The following is a 14,980-nucleotide window of genomic DNA, read 5'->3' on the forward strand; positions in this document are numbered from 1 at the left end:
GTCGGCGAGATGACATCGCCGTAGCAGATCGCAAGCCGGGTTCCGATTGGGCTTTCGGGCCGACAGCGGCAACACTGCTCCTGTGACGTCCCGTACTCCGCGCGACTCCCGGCTCCGACTCGTCCCCCGTCAACCGGTTGCGGCCGCCCGCCGGGCGGTGACAACCCGGGCCAAGCGCCCGGCGCCCCGCCCGCCCGAGGGCACGCCGCCGCCCGCGGAACTGGCCCGCCAGGCCCGTGCCGTGCTGGCCGGCGCGGCCCGGCTCGCCCGCTGGGCCGACAGCGTCGGTGCCGGCGCCGCCGGCGGCAGCCTGCGCGCCGGCCCGGACGGAGCGCTGCCGAAGGCCGCCGCGGAACGCGCCGCCGAAGCCCTGGGCCTGACACCGCAGCAGGTCCGCACCGACTGGGACCGGGCCCGGCTGGCCGGGCTCGTCGAACTCCACGACGGCCTCGCCCGCCCCGGCTGGCGGCTGCGCGCCTGGGACCGCGACGACACCGCCGTACTGCGCGGCTGGGTCGCGCTCTTCGACGCCTGGTCGCTGGCCCGGCCCGCACCGGCCGCCGCCGGCCCCGCGATAGTCGCCGAAGTCGTCGAGGCGCTGCCGCAGTTGCTGTCCTTGCTGCATCTGTCGGCCGGGCCCGTACGGCTGCCGGTGCTGCTCGACATGCTCGACCAGCGCGTCGCCGAACTGCGCACCGAACGCTGCGAGGTCCCCTACGGGCAGGACCCGGCCGCCCCGGGCAGTGCCGACGATGCCGCGGTGGCCGCCGACGACGCCGCGGGGGCGTCGCTGGCCGAGCTGCTGGACTGGTCGCTGGACGCCCTGCGGACCGTCGGCGCGCTGGTGCCGGCGGACGGTGCCCGGGAGACCGCGCCCGACGCGTGCGAGGCACAGCTGACACCGCTCGGCAACTGGTCGGTGTGGGTCAAGCTGGAGCAGATCTGTGTCGCCGCGCAGAGCCCGGCGGGCAATATCGAACAGTCCGGGGAAGCGATGCTCCGCGGCTGCGCCCGGCTCACCCCGGGCCCGGCACGCGCCGAATACCGCGCCTGGCTCGCGGCCCGCTCCGTCGGCTCGGCCGTCGAGGAGCTGCTGACCGTGGCCCGTGGTGAGGACGCGCTGCTGCGCGGCCTCGCCTTCGAGGCGCTGCGGGCGGTCGGCGCACCGGCCGAGGCCGCCGTACGCGCCGCGGCCGACGAACCGGGCCTGCGGCCGTACGCCCTGCTGTGGCTGGTCGAGCACGAGGGCGGCGACCCGGAGACCGCGCCCGATGTGCTCACCCGCGAGGAGTCGACCTGGCTGTGGGTGGACACCGCCGCGGCCGTCGCCGACCACGGCGAGACCCAGCTGCTCGTACGGCACCTCGACTCGGCGGTCCAGGGCTCGGTGCCACGCCTCCTGGAGGAGGTACGGGCCGTCGGGCACCCCAGGACGGTCCAGGTGCTGGTGGCGCTGGCCGCGGCCCACCCGGACCCGGCCCTCGCCAAGGCCGTGCGCCGCGCGGCCTTCCAGGTCCACACGGGCGGCGTCTGAGCGCCGGGGCGGGGCGGCCGGGGAACCTCCGCGCGCGCAGGCACCGAAGCGGCAAGGGAGAGCTGCGTCACAGTCTCACGCGGGAGCCGCCCCGCCTCCGTCCCCGCCTGGCGCCGCGTGGTGCGCCACGACGTGCGACGGCGCGAACGGCCCGCTGTCCGGCGCACCCCACGGGCCGGTCCGCCGCCCGCCGCCCGGAAAATCACTTGCCCCCGGCCGTTAGACTGCCTCCTATGGCAGTTCTCCTCTGGGTTCATTAGACGGCGCAGCCCGCTCTCGGACCGTCCGTCCAATCCGCCGTCTTCCTGCCCTGGAGCTTTTCCGTGATCACCGCTTCCGGCCTTGAGCTGCGCGCCGGCGCCCGCATCCTCATCGAGTCCGCTTCCTTCCGTATCGCCAAGGGCGACCGCATCGGCCTGGTCGGCCGCAACGGCGCCGGCAAGACCACGCTGACCAAGGTGCTGGCCGGCGAGGGCATCCCCGCCTCCGGCTCGGTCACCCGCGGGGGCCAGGTCGGCTATCTGCCGCAGGACCCGCGCACCGGCGACCTCGACGTGCTCGCCCGCGACCGCATCCTCTCCGCCCGCGATCTGGACACCGTGCTGCGCAAGATGCGCGAGAACGAGGACCGGATGGCCAACGGCAAGGGCGCCACCCGCGACAAGGCGATGAAGAAGTACGAGCGCCTGGAGACCGAGTTCCTGACCAAGGGCGGGTACGCCGCCGAGGCGGAGGCCGCGACCATCGCCGCCAGCCTCGGCCTGCCCGACCGCATCCTCGGCCAGCCGCTGCACACCCTCTCCGGTGGTCAGCGCCGCCGCGTCGAGCTGGCCCGGATCCTGTTCTCGGACTCCGACACCCTGCTGCTCGACGAGCCGACCAACCACCTCGACGCCGACTCCATCGTCTGGCTGCGCGACTACCTCAAGACCTACCGCGGCGGCTTCATCGTGATCTCCCACGATGTCGACCTGGTCGAGACCGTCGTCAACAAGGTGTTCTATCTCGACGCCAACCGCTCGCAGATCGACATCTACAACATGGGCTGGAAGCTCTACCAGCAGCAGCGCGAGGCCGACGAGAAGCGCCGCAAGCGCGAGCGGGCGAACGCCGAGAAGAAGGCCGCGGCGCTCAACTCCCAGGCCGACAAGATGCGGGCCAAGGCCACCAAGACCGTCGCCGCGCAGAACATGGCCAAGCGCGCCGACAAGCTGCTCGCCGGTCTGGAGGCGGTGCGCGCCTCCGACAAGGTCGCCAAGCTGCGCTTCCCGGACCCGGCACCGTGCGGCAAGACCCCGCTCACCGCCGAGGGCCTGTCGAAGTCCTACGGCTCCCTGGAGATCTTCACCGACGTCGACCTGGCCATCGACAAGGGCTCCCGGGTCGTCATCCTCGGCCTCAACGGAGCGGGCAAGACCACCCTGCTGCGCCTGCTGGCGGGCGTCGAGACCCCCGACACCGGCGAGGTCCGCGCGGGACACGGCCTCAAGCTCGGCTACTACGCCCAGGAGCACGAGACCCTGGACCCGGACCGCACGGTCCTGGAGAACATGCGCTCGGCCGCCCCGGACATGGACCTGGTCGCCATCCGCAAGACGCTGGGCTCCTTCCTCTTCTCCGGCGACGACGTCGACAAGCCCGCCGGGGTGCTCTCCGGCGGCGAGAAGACCCGGCTCGCCCTGGCGACGCTGGTCGTCTCCTCCGCCAACGTGCTGCTGCTCGACGAGCCCACCAACAACCTCGACCCGGCCAGCCGCGAGGAGATCCTCGGCGCGCTGCACACCTTCACGGGCGCGGTGGTCCTGGTGAGCCACGACGAGGGAGCGGTGGACGCCCTGGAGCCGGAGCGCATCATCCTGCTGCCCGACGGCGTCGAGGACCTGTGGGGCCAGGACTACGCGGATCTGGTCGCGCTGGCCTGACCGCGGCGGATGGATCATGCCGTATGGATCATTCGGCCGATGTGTGATCCATCATCTGAGTGAGAACGGCTCGTACACCGGCGAGCCTGCGGCCTGCGGCCGGGTCCTTGGGGCCCGGCCGTCGCCTTTTCGGCCGCACACCACCTGACCTGCCACTTCTCGTGGGCGGCCGGGTCCGGGCGGCCTTCCGCACAGCCGGAATGAGAGATTCCGGCCCGCTTGACCGGGCGTCCGCCGGCAAAGGATGTCGTAACGACCTTGCGGAATGGGTGGCCAGGAAGCCGGGGAGGGGTGATCATGAGAGTCCAGAGCGCACTTCCCACGAGGAGGCACGGGTGGCCGAGACTCTGAAGAAGGGCAGCCGGGTAACCGGCGCCGCGCGCGAGAAGCTCGCGGCAGACCTGAAGAAGAAGTACGACTCCGGTGCGAGCATCCGGGCGCTGGCCGAGGAAACCGGCCGCTCCTACGGATTCGTGCACCGGATGCTCAGCGAATCCGGTGTGGTCCTGCGCGGTCGTGGCGGAGCCACGAGGGGCAAGAAGGCCGCCTCGGCCTGAGGCCCGCGACTCCGGGTACAGCGGTCTCCCCCCGGTCGGCCGAGCAGTCGACCGGGAGGTTACCGTTCAGTCACTTACGCACGCAGGTGCGGCTGGCTGACTCGGAGGCGCTCATGACTCTGCTCGACAAGGACGGCGTGCGGCTCACCGTTGACGGTGACATCGCCACGGTGACCCTCGCCAACGCGGCCAAGCGCAACGCGCAGTCGCCGGCCATGTGGCGGGCGCTTGCCGAAGCGGGGTCGCTGCTGCCGGGAAACGTACGGATCGCCGTGCTGCGCGGTGAGGGCAAGTCTTTCTCCGCAGGCCTCGACCGTCAGGCGTTCACGCCCGAAGGCTTCGACGGTGAGCCGTCGTTCATCGATCTGGCGCGCGGCACGGACAGCGCACTGGACGCCACGATCGCCGAGTACCAGGAAGCGTTCACCTGGTGGCGGCGCACCGACCTGGTGTCCATCGCCGCCGTGCAGGGGCACGCCATCGGCGCGGGCTTCCAGCTCGCCCTCGCCTGCGATCTGCGCGTGGTCGCACCGGACGTCCAGTTCGCCATGCGCGAGACCAGCCTGGGACTCGTACCGGACCTGACCGGTACCCACCCGCTGGTCGGACTGGTGGGCTATGCCCGGGCGCTGGAGATCTGCGCCACCGGGCGCTTTGTGCACGCCGAGGAGGCCGAGCGGACCGGTCTCGCCAACCTCGTGGTGCCCGGCGATCAACTCGATGCCACCGTGGCCGACTTGGCGGCCGCGCTCACCGCCGCGCCGCGCGATGCCGTCATCGAGACCAAGGCCCTGCTGGCCGGTGCCGCGGGCCGTACGTACGAGGAGCAGCGCCGCGCCGAGCGGGCCGCACAGGCACGCCGGCTGCGCGACCTCGCGGGCGTAGGGGAGTAGCGGCCACCGCGGTTCCGCACCCTTCGTCACCCGAACTGCCCGGCCGCGCACCCACCGATGTGCCCGGCCGGTCAGTTCGTCAGCTCCGCTCCACCGCCGTGACCAGCACGGCGACCGTCGAGGTCGCGGGCGGCGCGGCCGCCACCGCCTGCCGTACGGCGCAGGCGACATCCAGCGCCCGGTGACCGGGCGCGATCGCCAGCTGGATCAGCGCATGCCCGTCCGTGAGCCGCACCGGACGGGACGGACCGCCGAGCACCGGCGCCAACCGGGCCACGCCCTCGACGCCCCGCGCGACGGCGGCGATCCCCGCCGCGCCGTCCTGCGTCGCACCGGTCCGCTCACCCGTTACGGGAGCGGCGGGCGGAACCTCCTCCTGGGGAGCGGAGCGGGCCGACGCGGTCCCCGTCGTGGTCTCGTCCGCCTCCAGCAGTCCGCTGACCCGCAGATCCACCACGCCCACCACCAGTCCCAGCTCCCGGATCGACGCCTCCAGCAGCGCCGCGCGCACCTGGTCGGCGAGCACCGGCAGGGGCCGGTCGGCGACCGCGGCGAAGTCCGCCTCGATCCGCAGCGGGCCGGGCGGCAGCGCACTCGGCGGCGCCGGCACCGCCGGCTCCGGGGCGTGGCCGGGATCGGCCACGGACAGCCGCAGCGCGCCGAAACGGACACCGGCCGGTGTCCCGGCGGCGGCCCGCAGCGCTCCGGCGGCCGCCTGCTCGGTGATCCACGACCCGTCCCCGGGCCCGCCGAGCGGCAGCACCCGGCCGATGCCGAGCTGCGTCCGGACCGTCTGCGCCAAGTGGTTCACGGCCACCGCGTCACCCCTTTCCCGGAAGGTCCACGGACCGCTTCCCGGACACGTTCCGGACCCGCCCCCAGCCTGCCGCAGACCCGCCGCCACGGCAGGGTGCTGTGCCCGGTGGCGCCGTATGGAGCACTCGGCTGCCACATCCCCGGAGCAATCAGGGCATATCGGACCTAGTGTGGGGAACGGAGCGGGCGGACCGCTTCTCCCCGCGGAAAGGGATACGGCGATGACCGAGAGCCAGCAGCACGCAGAGGGCCCCAGGACGCCCGCCAAACGGGGCGGCGGCGACCCCGCCACCCGGGGGCGGACCACCATTGCCGACGGTGTCGTGGAGAAGATCGCCGGTCTGGCGGCCCGGGACGTCATCGGCGTGCATGCCATGGGCAGCGGCTTCGCCCGTACGCTCGGCGCCGTCCGGGACCGGGTGCCCGGCGGCGGCAGGTCCGCGACCGCGACCCGGGGCGTCAAGGCCGAGGTCGGCGAGGTGCAGACCGCGCTGGACCTGGAGATCGTGGTCGACTACGGCGTCGCCATCGCCGATGTCGCCCGGTCGGTCCGGGAGAACGTCATCTCCGCCGTGGAGCGGATGACGGGCCTGGAGGTCGTCGAGGTCAATATCGCGGTCAGCGACGTCAAGCTGCCCGACGAGGCAGACGAAGAAGAGGAAGCGGAGCCGCGGCTCCAGTAGCCGGGCCCGTCCGGAGTGGCAGCGAAGGAGCGCACGATGAGCATGGCCGTGGCCGGCCTCTTGGCCGGAATGGCGCTGGGCTTCGCCGGATACTTCGGTGGCTTCGGCGCCTTCATCCTGGTGGCGGCGCTGGGCGCCATCGGGTTCGTGGCCGGCAGGTTCCTCGACGGGGATCTGGAGTCCGGCGAGTTCTTCCGTCCGCGCAGCGGCGACCGCGACCGGCGGCGGTGAAGCCGGGTGGCGACGGTGTCCCCGGCCGCCGCTGCCACCGCCGTACCGGCGGGTGAGCGGGGCGCGACCAGAATCGCGGACCGGGTGGTGGCGAAGATCGCCGCACGGGCCGCCCGGGAGGTGCTGCGCGGGGAGTCCCCGCGCGCCCGTACGGACGCCCATGCGACGGTGACCGTGCACCGGCGCGACGATCCCCGGATCTTCGGTGAGGCGCGGCTGCGGATCGCCGTGGAGCTGGGCTACCCCTCCGACATCGGCGGACAGTGCCGGGTGGTGCGCCGTCATGTCACCGAGCGGGTGAAGGCGCTGGCGAACATGGAAGTGCCCGAGGTCGCGGTGGAGGTCGAGCGTCTGCACTCCCCGCTGCTGGACCGTACGGACCGCGGGAGGGTGCGATGAGCGACGAGGAAGCGGAGCCGAACGCCACCCGGCGGCTGCCCACGCTCGACAAGACACCGGGCGAGGCGGACGCGGCGACTCCGTCCGCCGCGGACACCCCGTCCCCGGACACCGCCGGCCACGACCGGGTCCGGCGCTTCTGGTCGGCCCGCCGGGTGCCGGCCGCCCTGGTCGCGCTGGTGCTGCTGGCCGCCGCCGGCCTGTTGCTCTACGACGTGGCCGCGGTGCGCGCCGACCGCCCCGCGATGGCCTGGCGCCGTCGGCTCGCCCGTGAACTGGCCACCCGTCACCTCGACAACCCCTGGGTGCTGGGCGCCGCCGCGGTCGCCGTGGTGCTCGGCATCTGGCTGTTCGTGCTGGCCGTCACCCCCGGACTGCGCCAGGTGCTGCCGATGCGGCCGGCGGCTCCGGACCTGCGGGCCGGGCTGGACCGGGCGGCCGCCGCGCTGGTGCTGCGCGACCGTGCCATGGAGGTCGCCGGCGTCCAGTCCGTACGGATGGCCGTCAGCCGCCGCAAGGCGAAAGCGCACTGCGTCTCGCACTTCCGCGAACTGGACGAGGTCCGCGCCGACCTCGACACCTCGCTCGGCGAGGGTCTGCGGCAGCTGGGACTGGCACACGAGCTCCGCCTGACCGTGGACGTCCGGCGCCCGAAGAAGAGGTGAGCGAGCGATGCGCAGGGTCCGCGGAACGGTCAACCGGGTGCTGCTCGGCCTGACCGGTGTGCTGCTGTTCGGCGCGGGGGGCCTGGTGCTGCTCGGCGGCCTCGGTCTGCCCGCGAAATGGCACCTCGGACTGCCCGCCGGCTGGCCCTGGTCCCGCCCTGACGAGGTGCTGCTCTCGACGCGGCAGCGCACCCGCTGGACGGACCAGGGCTGGTGGTGGCCCGTCGTCATCGCCGCGCTGGCCGTCTTCGTGCTGCTGATGCTGTGGTGGCTGCTGACCCAGCTCCGGCGCCACCGGCTGAACGAGATCCTCGTCGACAGCGGCGACGGCGAGGGCGCCCTGCTGCGCGGCCGGGCGCTGGAGGACGCCCTCACGGCCGAATCGGAGGCGGTGGAAGGCGTCGACGGGGCCGGTGTGCTGCTGACCGGCCGCCGGAGCGAACCGCACGTACGGGCCGTGCTGGCGCTCGCCCCGCACGCCGATCCGGGGACCGTCCTCCGGCGGCTGTCCGACGAGTCGGTGGCGCACGCCCGCCGCTCGGCCGGGCTCGACCGGCTGCCGGCCGATGTCCGGCTGCGCGCGGTCAAGCACCGCCCCGAGCGGGTCAGTTAGGCGTGGGCACAGTGTCCCTGTAACCGGGCCGGGCCAGCAGCGCGGCGGCCTCCCGGCGTGCCCGCCGCAGCCAGTCCGCGCGCGTCTCGTCGGCCGCATCGGTGACCGTGCGGAAGACGACCCGGCGCACATCGGTCACTCCCACGTACGGCAGGACGCAGGAAGCCCAGATGCTCTGCAGCGGGTCGCCGAACTCGCTCTCTTCGCGCTCGGCGGGTGTGTCGGAAGTGTTCAGCATCCTGACGGCCCGCCCCCCGTCAGAACCCGTGCCGGGCCCCGCCGTCCACCGGCACCATCACCCCGGTGACATACGACGCGGCGGGCGACAGCAGGAAGGCCGCGGCCCTGCCGAACTCCTCCGGCCGGCCGTAGCGGCCCAGCGGGATGGACGCGCAGTTGCGGGCGCGGGAGCCCTCCGGGTCGCCGGAGAGCGCGTCGAGCTGGGTCATCCGGTCGGTGGCGATCCGGCCGGGCAGGATGCCGAGGACGCGGATGCGGCGCGGCCCCAGCTCGTTGGCGAGCGACTTGGCGAAACCGGCGAGACCGGGGCGGAGCCCGTTGGAGATGGTCAGTCCGCCGATCGGCTCGTGCACCGAGCCGGACAGCACGAAGCCGATCACACCGCCCTCCGTCAGCTCGGCGGCGGCCGCGCGGGCCAGCCGTACCGCGCCGAGGAAGACCGACTCGAAGGCCGACTGCCACTGTGCGTCGGTGTTGTCGGCGGCGGTGCCGGGCGCCGGGCCGCCCACGCTGATGAGCACCCCGTCCAGTCGGCCGAAGCGTTCCCGGGCCGCCGCGATCAGGCGGTCGGGGGCGTCCGCGTCGGCGTTGTCGGCGGCCACCCCCAGGGCCCGCTCACCGAGCGAGGCGGCCGCTGCGGCCGCGCTCTCCTCGGTGCGTCCGGTGATCACGACATGGGCGCCTTCGGCGACCAGTTCACGGGCGGTGGCGAAGCCGAGGCCGCGGGTCGCCCCGGTGACGAGGTACGTCCGGCCGGTGAGTCCAAGATCCATGGACCCTAGTGTGCCTGTGCCCCGTCCTGGAGGCCGAAGGCGGTCCCCACCAGGCCGATATGGCTGAAGGCCTGCGGGAAGTTGCCCAGCTGGCGCCGGGCGGCAGGGTCGTACTCCTCGGAGAGCAGCCCCACGTCGTTGCGCAGCCCCAGCAGCCGCTCGAACATCTCCTGTGCCTCGGCCCGCCGGCCGCTCAGCCGGAGCGCGTCGGCGAGCCAGAACGAGCAGACCAGGAAGGTGCCCTCGTCGCCCGGCAGCCCGTCGACCGAGACGCCCTCGGTGCTGTAACGGCGTACCAGACCGTCGTGCGTCAGCTCCCGGCGCACCGTCTCGATGGTGCCGACAACCCGGGGGTCGTCGCCCGGCAGAAAGCCGACGCGGGGGATCAGCAGCGTCGCGGCGTCCAGTTCCCTGGAGCCGTAGAACTGGGTGAAGGTGCCCCGGTCGGCGTCATAGCCGTGTTCGCACACCTCGCGGCGGACCTCGTCGCGCATCGCCCGCCAGCGGTCGATGTCCCCGCCGAACCTCGGATACGCCTCGATCGCCCGCACCACCCGGTCGGCCGCGACCCAGGCCATGACCTTGGAGTGCACGAAGTGCCGGCGCGGCCCGCGGATCTCCCACAGCCCCTCGTCGGGGTCGCGCCAGGTGGACTCCAGGTAGTCCGCCAGCGCCCGCTGGATGCTCCAGGCGTGCTGCTCGGCGGGCAGTCCGGCCGAGCGGGCGATGTGGAAGGAGTCGAGGACCTCGCCGTAGACATCGAGCTGACGCTGTGCGACGGCGGCGTTGCCGATGCGTACGGGCGCGGAGTCGCAGTACCCGGTCAGCCACGGCAGCTCGGCCTCCGGCAGCCGCCGCTCACCGGCCAGCCCGTACATGATCTGCAGATCGTCGGGGGCGCCGGCCACCGCGCGCAGCAGCCAGTCCCGCCAGGCGCCGGCCTCGTCCAGATATCCGGCGGAGAGCAGGCAGTTCAGGGTGAGGCTGGCGTCGCGCAGCCAGCAGTAGCGGTAGTCCCAGTTGCGTACGCCGCCCAGCTCCTCGGGCAGCGAGGTGGTGGGGGCCGCCACGATGCCGCCGGTGGGCGCATAGGTGAGGGCCTTGAGGGTGATCAGCGAGCGGATCACGGCCTCGCGGTACGGCCCGTTGTAGCGGCAGCGCGCCGACCAGGCGTGCCAGTCGTCCAGGGTGTCCTGGAGCGCCGTGAACGGTTCGATCTGGGTCGGCCGGGGCTCATGGGAGGGGTGCCAGGTCAGCACGAAGGCGGTGCGCTCGCCCGCGGCGACGGTGAAGTCCGAACGGGTGCTGAAGTCCTTGCCGTAGGTGGTGCCCTGGGCCGGGGTGCGCAGCCATACGGAGTCCGGTCCGGCGATCGCCACCCGGCAGCCCTCGGTGGCGCGCACCCAGGGCACCACCCGCCCGTAGTCGAACCGCAGCCGCAGCACCCCGCGCATCTCGACGCTTCCGCTGAGGCCCTCGACGATCCGTACGACATCGGGCGCACGGTCGCGCTGAGGCATGAAGTCGGTGACCCGGACACTGCCCGTGGGCGTCTCCCAGACGGTGTCGAGGATCAGCGAGTCACCGCGGTAGGAGCGCTGGGCGCGGGCCTCGGAGGACCGGGGGGCGAGCCCCCAGTGGCCGTTGTCCTTGCCGCCGAGGAGGGCGGCGAAGCAGGCGCCGGAGTCGAAGCGCGGCAGGCACAGCCAGTCGATGGACCCGTCGCGGCCGACGAGTGCGGCGGTCTGCAGATCACCGATGAGCGCGTAGTCCTCGATACGTGGGTGCACTCAGCGCCTCTTCCCGCCCGGAGGAGGCGCTACGCCGTGGTGACGGCCGTCCGGGCTACGGCTTGGCCGGGGCCGGCGCCGCGTGGTCGCCGGCGGCCTCGGTCTCCCCGGAACCGGCGGGTTCGGCTTCCCCGGAACCGGCGGGTTCCGCGGTCCGTCCGCCGTCCCGCGCGGCCCCGGCGGCCTCGTCCTCCCGGGTCTGCCCGGCCTGCTCGGCCGCGGCCGTCACCCGGTCGCGGCGCTCACGGCGTACGAGGACGATCCAGCCGACCGGCACCGCCGCGGCGAACAGCCACCACTGGATGGCATAGGCCATGTGCGGGCCGATGGAGTCGTGGTCCGGCTCGGGGACCAGCTCCGGGGTGTTGCCGGACGGCTCGGGTCCGGTCTGCTCGATGTAGCCGCCGAGCATCGGCCGGCCGGCCCGCTTCGCCTGCTCCTTGCTGTTGATCAGCATGACCTGGCGGGCGGGCAGGCCCTTGGTGTCCTTGATGCCGCTGGCGGCGGTGGTCTCGTCGGCCATCATCCGGCCGGTCACGGTGACCTTGCCCCGGGGGGCGGCCGGGACGTCCGGGAACCGGGTGAGGTCGTTGCCGGCCGAGATCCAGCCACGGTTGACCAGCACGGCCTCGCCGTTGCCGAGGAGCAGCGGGGTCACCACGTAATAGCCGATGCTCTGCTCGTCGGCGGCGGTGCGCTGGCGGACCACGACCTCGTGCGCGGTGTCGTAGGTGCCGGTGGCGCTGACCGTGCGCCACATGTCGCGACGGGGCAGCTCCCGGCCGGGGGCCGTCAGAGAGGTGACCGGAACCGGGTCGGCGGCCAGGCTGCGCGCGATCAGCTGGTTCTGCGCGACCTTGTGCTCATGGCGGTGGAACTGCCAGTAGCCCAGCTTGATCATGACGGGGATCAGCGCAAGACCCACGAGGGTGAGGATCACCCACTGCCGGGACAACAGGAAGCGGTACACGGCCTTGACGGTACCTGGGGCGCCGGGGCACCCGAGCCGGGGGTCCCCCTGGCGCAGCCGGTGGAGGGTCCGGCCGGGGCCGCCCCCGCGGTCCGGTGGCCGGCCCCGCTCAGACCCGGTCGACGATGCCCACTCTGCCGTCCGAGCGGGCGCAGTGCGCACCGCAGTACCACTTCTGGTCGGCCTCGACGCCCTGCCCGATGATCTGGCACCGGCAGTGCTCACAGATCGGCGCCATGCGGTGGATGGCGCAGGCGAAGCAGTCGAAGACATGCACCGCGCCCTGCGCGTGCACCTCGAACGTCATGCCGTATTCGTTTCCGCAGACCTCACAACGTGCCATGCGCCACAGGGTGCGGTCGCCACACCCGCGCGGCGAGGTGCCGACGGGTGTGTTGGGCGGGCTTCACCCGGACGCAGGCGCCGGGGCCACATCCTGCAGCAGCTGCATGAAGGCCGCCTCGTCGATCACGACCGTGCCGAACGAGGCGGCCTTGGCGGTCTTGGAGGTCCGGGCGTCGGGATCGTTGGTCACCAGCAGGCTGGTCAGCCGGGACACGCTCGTGGCGACATGCAGACCCGCCTCGATCGCCCGGTCCTCCAGCAGCTCGCGGTCCACGGACGTGTCGCCCGAGAAGGCCACCCGCATCCCCTGGACGAGCCGGCCGCCCGATGCGTAACGCCCCGGGTTGGGGTACGGGCACGCCGGGCGCTTACGGGACGGCCGCCAGGACGTGGGGCGGTAGGACGAGGCGGAGGCGCGCTGCCGGGGCGCGGGGGCGTCCGACCACTCCGTCAGCGGCTGGCAGCTCAGCAGCGGCAGCCGCAGATCCTCCTGTGCCGCCCGCCGCAAACTGGGACGGAAGGTCTCGGCCAGCACCCGGGCGTCGTCCAGCGCATGGTGGGCGCGCTCCTGCACCACGCCGTAATGGGCGGCGAGGGTCTCCAGCTTGTGGTTGGGCAGCGGCAGCCGCAGTTCCTTGGACAGGGCGATGGTGCACAGCCGCTGCTGCACCGGCGCGGTCGCCGAGGCGCGGGCGTACTCGCGGGCGATCATCGACCAGTCGAACATGGCGTTGTGCGCGACCAGCACCCGGTCCGCCAGGCGCCGGGACAGCTCCGGGACGATCTCCGGGAAGAGCGGGGCATCGGCGAGCACGGCGCTCGTGAGCCCGTGGATCCAGACCGGTCCCGGATCCCGCTGCGGGTTGACGAGGGTGTACCAGTGGTCCTGGACCTCGCCCTGCGCGTCGAGTTGGTACACGGCTGCCGAGATGATCCGGTCGTCGCGGGCCAGGCCCGTGGTCTCCACGTCGACCACCGCGTATCCCTGGGGATACGCGGACGGCCAGGGAGCCGGCGGCGTCTGCGGGCCCGGCTGCTGCCCGATCTTCGGCGCGATCGGGTCGGCGGCTGCTGCCATGCGGTCTTCGAGCATGGTCCCTGAGGATACGGGCCACCACTGACAGCCACCGAACCGCGTCGGACACACCGGAGGTATGCCCGACGACACACCGGAGGTTCACGCAGCTGGCACCCCGGCAGTTCGCGGGCGGGTGGGGGAGTTGACGGGGTGTGGGGGCGGGGGTGTGGGGGTGCGGTGGGGCGGGAGGTGGTTGGGGGGCTCTCACGTGGTCTGGGGGTGGATTGTTCGGGGGGCCTCGTCTGCCCCGGGGCGGGGGGCTCCATCTGCCGGGGGCGGGGTGCTTCAACTGCCCCGGGGCTGGGGGCCTCACTCGCCCACCCCGACGCCGGGGGTGCCCGCCTGACCCGCCCACCCAGAGCCTGGGGGGTACCCACCTAACCCGCCCACCCCCCGAAGGGGGGTGGGCGGCGGGGAAAACCAGCAGGCCCGGGCGGCGGGGAAAACCAGCAGGCCCGGGCGGCGGGGAAAACCAGCAGGCCCCAGGGGACGGCGAAAAGCCGCTCCCGCAAAGACGGAGCACTCCGGATGGACCGAGCACTCCCCGGAGGAAGGGGACATACGGACTCTCCTCGGAAGGAAGACGGCGAAACGCCTCCCAGGAACGGCGGAAAGAACCACACGAACGGGCGGCCGCACCGCCGCCGCCCTGAAGCCGTTCCGTGCGGTGCCGTCACGCGGCCTCCGGCGATGAGCGGTTCCGGGCAGCCGCGAGCCGCCGCCGTCGGCCACACCCGTTCAGGAGGCGGGCGCCGTCGGCGAGAGCAGTGAGGTCACCAGCGCCTCCAGGGAGACGGCGAACAGCCGCCCGGTGTCGACCGGGCCGGCCAGCGCGCGGGCCAGCGCCGGATCGTGCTCGGCGGTGGGGGAGTCCCACAGCTCACCCTCGCTCGGATGCTGCTCGGGTGACCGCTCGCGGTTGCGCTCGACCAGGACGAAGCCGACGACCTGGAACTGGACCGCCCGCACCGTCTCCGCGGCCGTCTCGCCGCGCAGCCCGGCGGCGTGCATCTCATGGACCAGCGCCTGCTGCGCGGGCAGGAACATCCGCTCCGTCAGGCCGCGTTCATGCACCATCGCGATCAGCTGCGGGCGCTCGCGCAGCGCCGAGTGCAGCGCGCGGGCGACCGACACGATGCGTGCGTGCGGGGTCTCCCCGGTGGGGTGGATCTCACCCATCTCCCGGATGGTGCGCTCGACGAGGGCGTCCAGGAGGGACTCGCGGTTGCCGACATGCCAGTAGATGGAGGTGACGGCGGTGCCCAGTTCCGTGGCGAGGCGGCGCATGGTCAGCGCGCCGGGGCCTTCCGCCCGCACCAGCCGGGCGGCGGCCGTCAGAACCTCTTCGCCGGTCAGTGCGGTACGTGTCATATTCCCCCACTATCCCTCAACTCCCGTGCGTACACGGCTCTTTACCCTTCATCCCGCTCGGTGTAACAGTGTTACAGACGCCTCGCACGACCCTCGCAAG

The 14,980-nt window shown here is 73.1% G+C and carries 17 protein-coding genes; 9 read left to right on the forward strand and 8 right to left on the reverse strand.

Features of this window, described 5'->3' with window-relative positions:
* The first annotated feature begins 82 nt into the window (after window positions 1-82).
* The 4 genes from STRNI_RS31615 (at window position 83) to STRNI_RS31630 (ending at window position 4,906) form a co-directional block, all read left to right on the forward strand.
* Entirely contained in the window at window positions 83-1,534 is a 1,452-nt protein-coding gene (locus tag STRNI_RS31615) for a hypothetical protein (RefSeq protein ID WP_109888919.1), read from the forward strand.
* 323 nt (window positions 1,535-1,857) lie between these two features.
* Window positions 1,858-3,456 (forward strand): ABC-F family ATP-binding cassette domain-containing protein, encoded by a 1,599-nt coding sequence (locus STRNI_RS31620; RefSeq protein WP_018091806.1) that lies wholly within the window; start codon window positions 1,858-1,860, stop codon window positions 3,454-3,456.
* A 335-nt stretch (window positions 3,457-3,791) separates the two neighbouring features.
* Window positions 3,792-4,013 (forward strand): helix-turn-helix domain-containing protein, encoded by a 222-nt coding sequence (locus STRNI_RS31625; protein WP_006606369.1) that lies wholly within the window; start codon window positions 3,792-3,794, stop codon window positions 4,011-4,013.
* A 113-nt stretch (window positions 4,014-4,126) separates the two neighbouring features.
* Window positions 4,127-4,906: an enoyl-CoA hydratase/isomerase family protein gene (locus STRNI_RS31630; RefSeq protein WP_026170000.1), complete on the forward strand. Its 780-nt coding sequence runs from the start codon at window positions 4,127-4,129 to the stop codon at window positions 4,904-4,906.
* A 79-nt stretch (window positions 4,907-4,985) separates the two neighbouring features.
* Here STRNI_RS31630 and STRNI_RS31635 read toward each other — a convergent pair whose 3' ends face one another.
* On the reverse strand, window positions 4,986-5,723 hold the full coding sequence (locus STRNI_RS31635) for a hypothetical protein (RefSeq protein WP_277412440.1): 738 nt from the start codon (window positions 5,721-5,723) through the stop codon (window positions 4,986-4,988).
* Between the two features lie 220 nt (window positions 5,724-5,943).
* On the opposite strand from STRNI_RS31635, the gene STRNI_RS31640 reads away from it, so the two are divergent.
* From STRNI_RS31640 to amaP, 5 genes are read left to right on the forward strand one after another with little or no spacing between them, the layout of a single operon-like run.
* The gene (locus tag STRNI_RS31640) at window positions 5,944-6,405 is read left to right on the forward strand and encodes an Asp23/Gls24 family envelope stress response protein (protein WP_127150242.1); all 462 of its coding nucleotides are present in this window, start codon (window positions 5,944-5,946) and stop codon (window positions 6,403-6,405) included.
* Window positions 6,406-6,441: 36 nt separating this feature from the next.
* Window positions 6,442-6,636, forward strand: a complete 195-nt coding sequence (locus tag STRNI_RS31645) for a hypothetical protein (protein ID WP_109888913.1) — start codon at window positions 6,442-6,444, stop codon at window positions 6,634-6,636.
* Between the two features lie 6 nt (window positions 6,637-6,642).
* Window positions 6,643-7,035, forward strand: a complete 393-nt coding sequence (locus STRNI_RS31650; protein ID WP_018091801.1) for an Asp23/Gls24 family envelope stress response protein — start codon at window positions 6,643-6,645, stop codon at window positions 7,033-7,035.
* Complete coding sequence (locus STRNI_RS31655) at window positions 7,032-7,700, forward strand: DUF6286 domain-containing protein (protein WP_277412441.1); 669 nt, start codon at window positions 7,032-7,034, stop codon at window positions 7,698-7,700. The genes STRNI_RS31650 and STRNI_RS31655 overlap by 4 nt, the downstream gene beginning before the upstream one ends.
* A gap of 7 nt (window positions 7,701-7,707) precedes the next feature.
* A complete protein-coding gene (amaP, locus tag STRNI_RS31660; protein ID WP_159490278.1) occupies window positions 7,708-8,313 on the forward strand; it encodes an alkaline shock response membrane anchor protein AmaP in 606 nt (201 codons plus the stop codon).
* On the opposite strand, the gene STRNI_RS31665 is transcribed toward amaP, so the two are convergent.
* The 7 genes from STRNI_RS31665 to STRNI_RS31695 form a co-directional block, all read right to left on the reverse strand.
* Entirely contained in the window at window positions 8,306-8,551 is a 246-nt protein-coding gene (locus STRNI_RS31665) for a hypothetical protein (protein WP_266449223.1), read from the reverse strand. The two genes, amaP and STRNI_RS31665, sit on opposite strands and share 8 nt — an antisense overlap.
* Window positions 8,552-8,570: 19 nt before the next feature.
* Window positions 8,571-9,326 carry an SDR family oxidoreductase gene (locus STRNI_RS31670; protein ID WP_277412442.1) on the reverse strand — a complete coding sequence of 252 codons (756 nt, stop codon included), beginning with the start codon at window positions 9,324-9,326 and terminating at the stop codon, window positions 8,571-8,573.
* Between the two features lie 5 nt (window positions 9,327-9,331).
* Window positions 9,332-11,116, reverse strand: coding sequence for a glycoside hydrolase family 15 protein (locus STRNI_RS31675; protein ID WP_277412443.1), 1,785 nt, complete (start codon window positions 11,114-11,116; stop codon window positions 9,332-9,334).
* A gap of 55 nt (window positions 11,117-11,171) precedes the next feature.
* Window positions 11,172-12,086: an SURF1 family cytochrome oxidase biogenesis protein gene (locus tag STRNI_RS31680; protein ID WP_277412444.1), complete on the reverse strand. Its 915-nt coding sequence runs from the start codon at window positions 12,084-12,086 to the stop codon at window positions 11,172-11,174.
* Window positions 12,087-12,195: 109 nt separating this feature from the next.
* Window positions 12,196-12,429, reverse strand: a complete 234-nt coding sequence (locus STRNI_RS31685) for a hypothetical protein (RefSeq protein ID WP_006606380.1) — start codon at window positions 12,427-12,429, stop codon at window positions 12,196-12,198.
* Between the two features lie 63 nt (window positions 12,430-12,492).
* On the reverse strand, window positions 12,493-13,524 hold the full coding sequence (locus tag STRNI_RS31690; RefSeq protein ID WP_018091793.1) for a DEDDh family exonuclease: 1,032 nt from the start codon (window positions 13,522-13,524) through the stop codon (window positions 12,493-12,495).
* Between the two features lie 723 nt (window positions 13,525-14,247).
* A complete protein-coding gene (locus tag STRNI_RS31695) occupies window positions 14,248-14,880 on the reverse strand; it encodes a TetR/AcrR family transcriptional regulator (RefSeq protein WP_277412445.1) in 633 nt (210 codons plus the stop codon).
* Window positions 14,881-14,980: the final 100 nt, after the last annotated feature.

The organism is Streptomyces nigrescens, assembly GCF_027626975.1.
In the GTDB taxonomy this organism is placed as follows: domain Bacteria; phylum Actinomycetota; class Actinomycetes; order Streptomycetales; family Streptomycetaceae; genus Streptomyces; species Streptomyces nigrescens.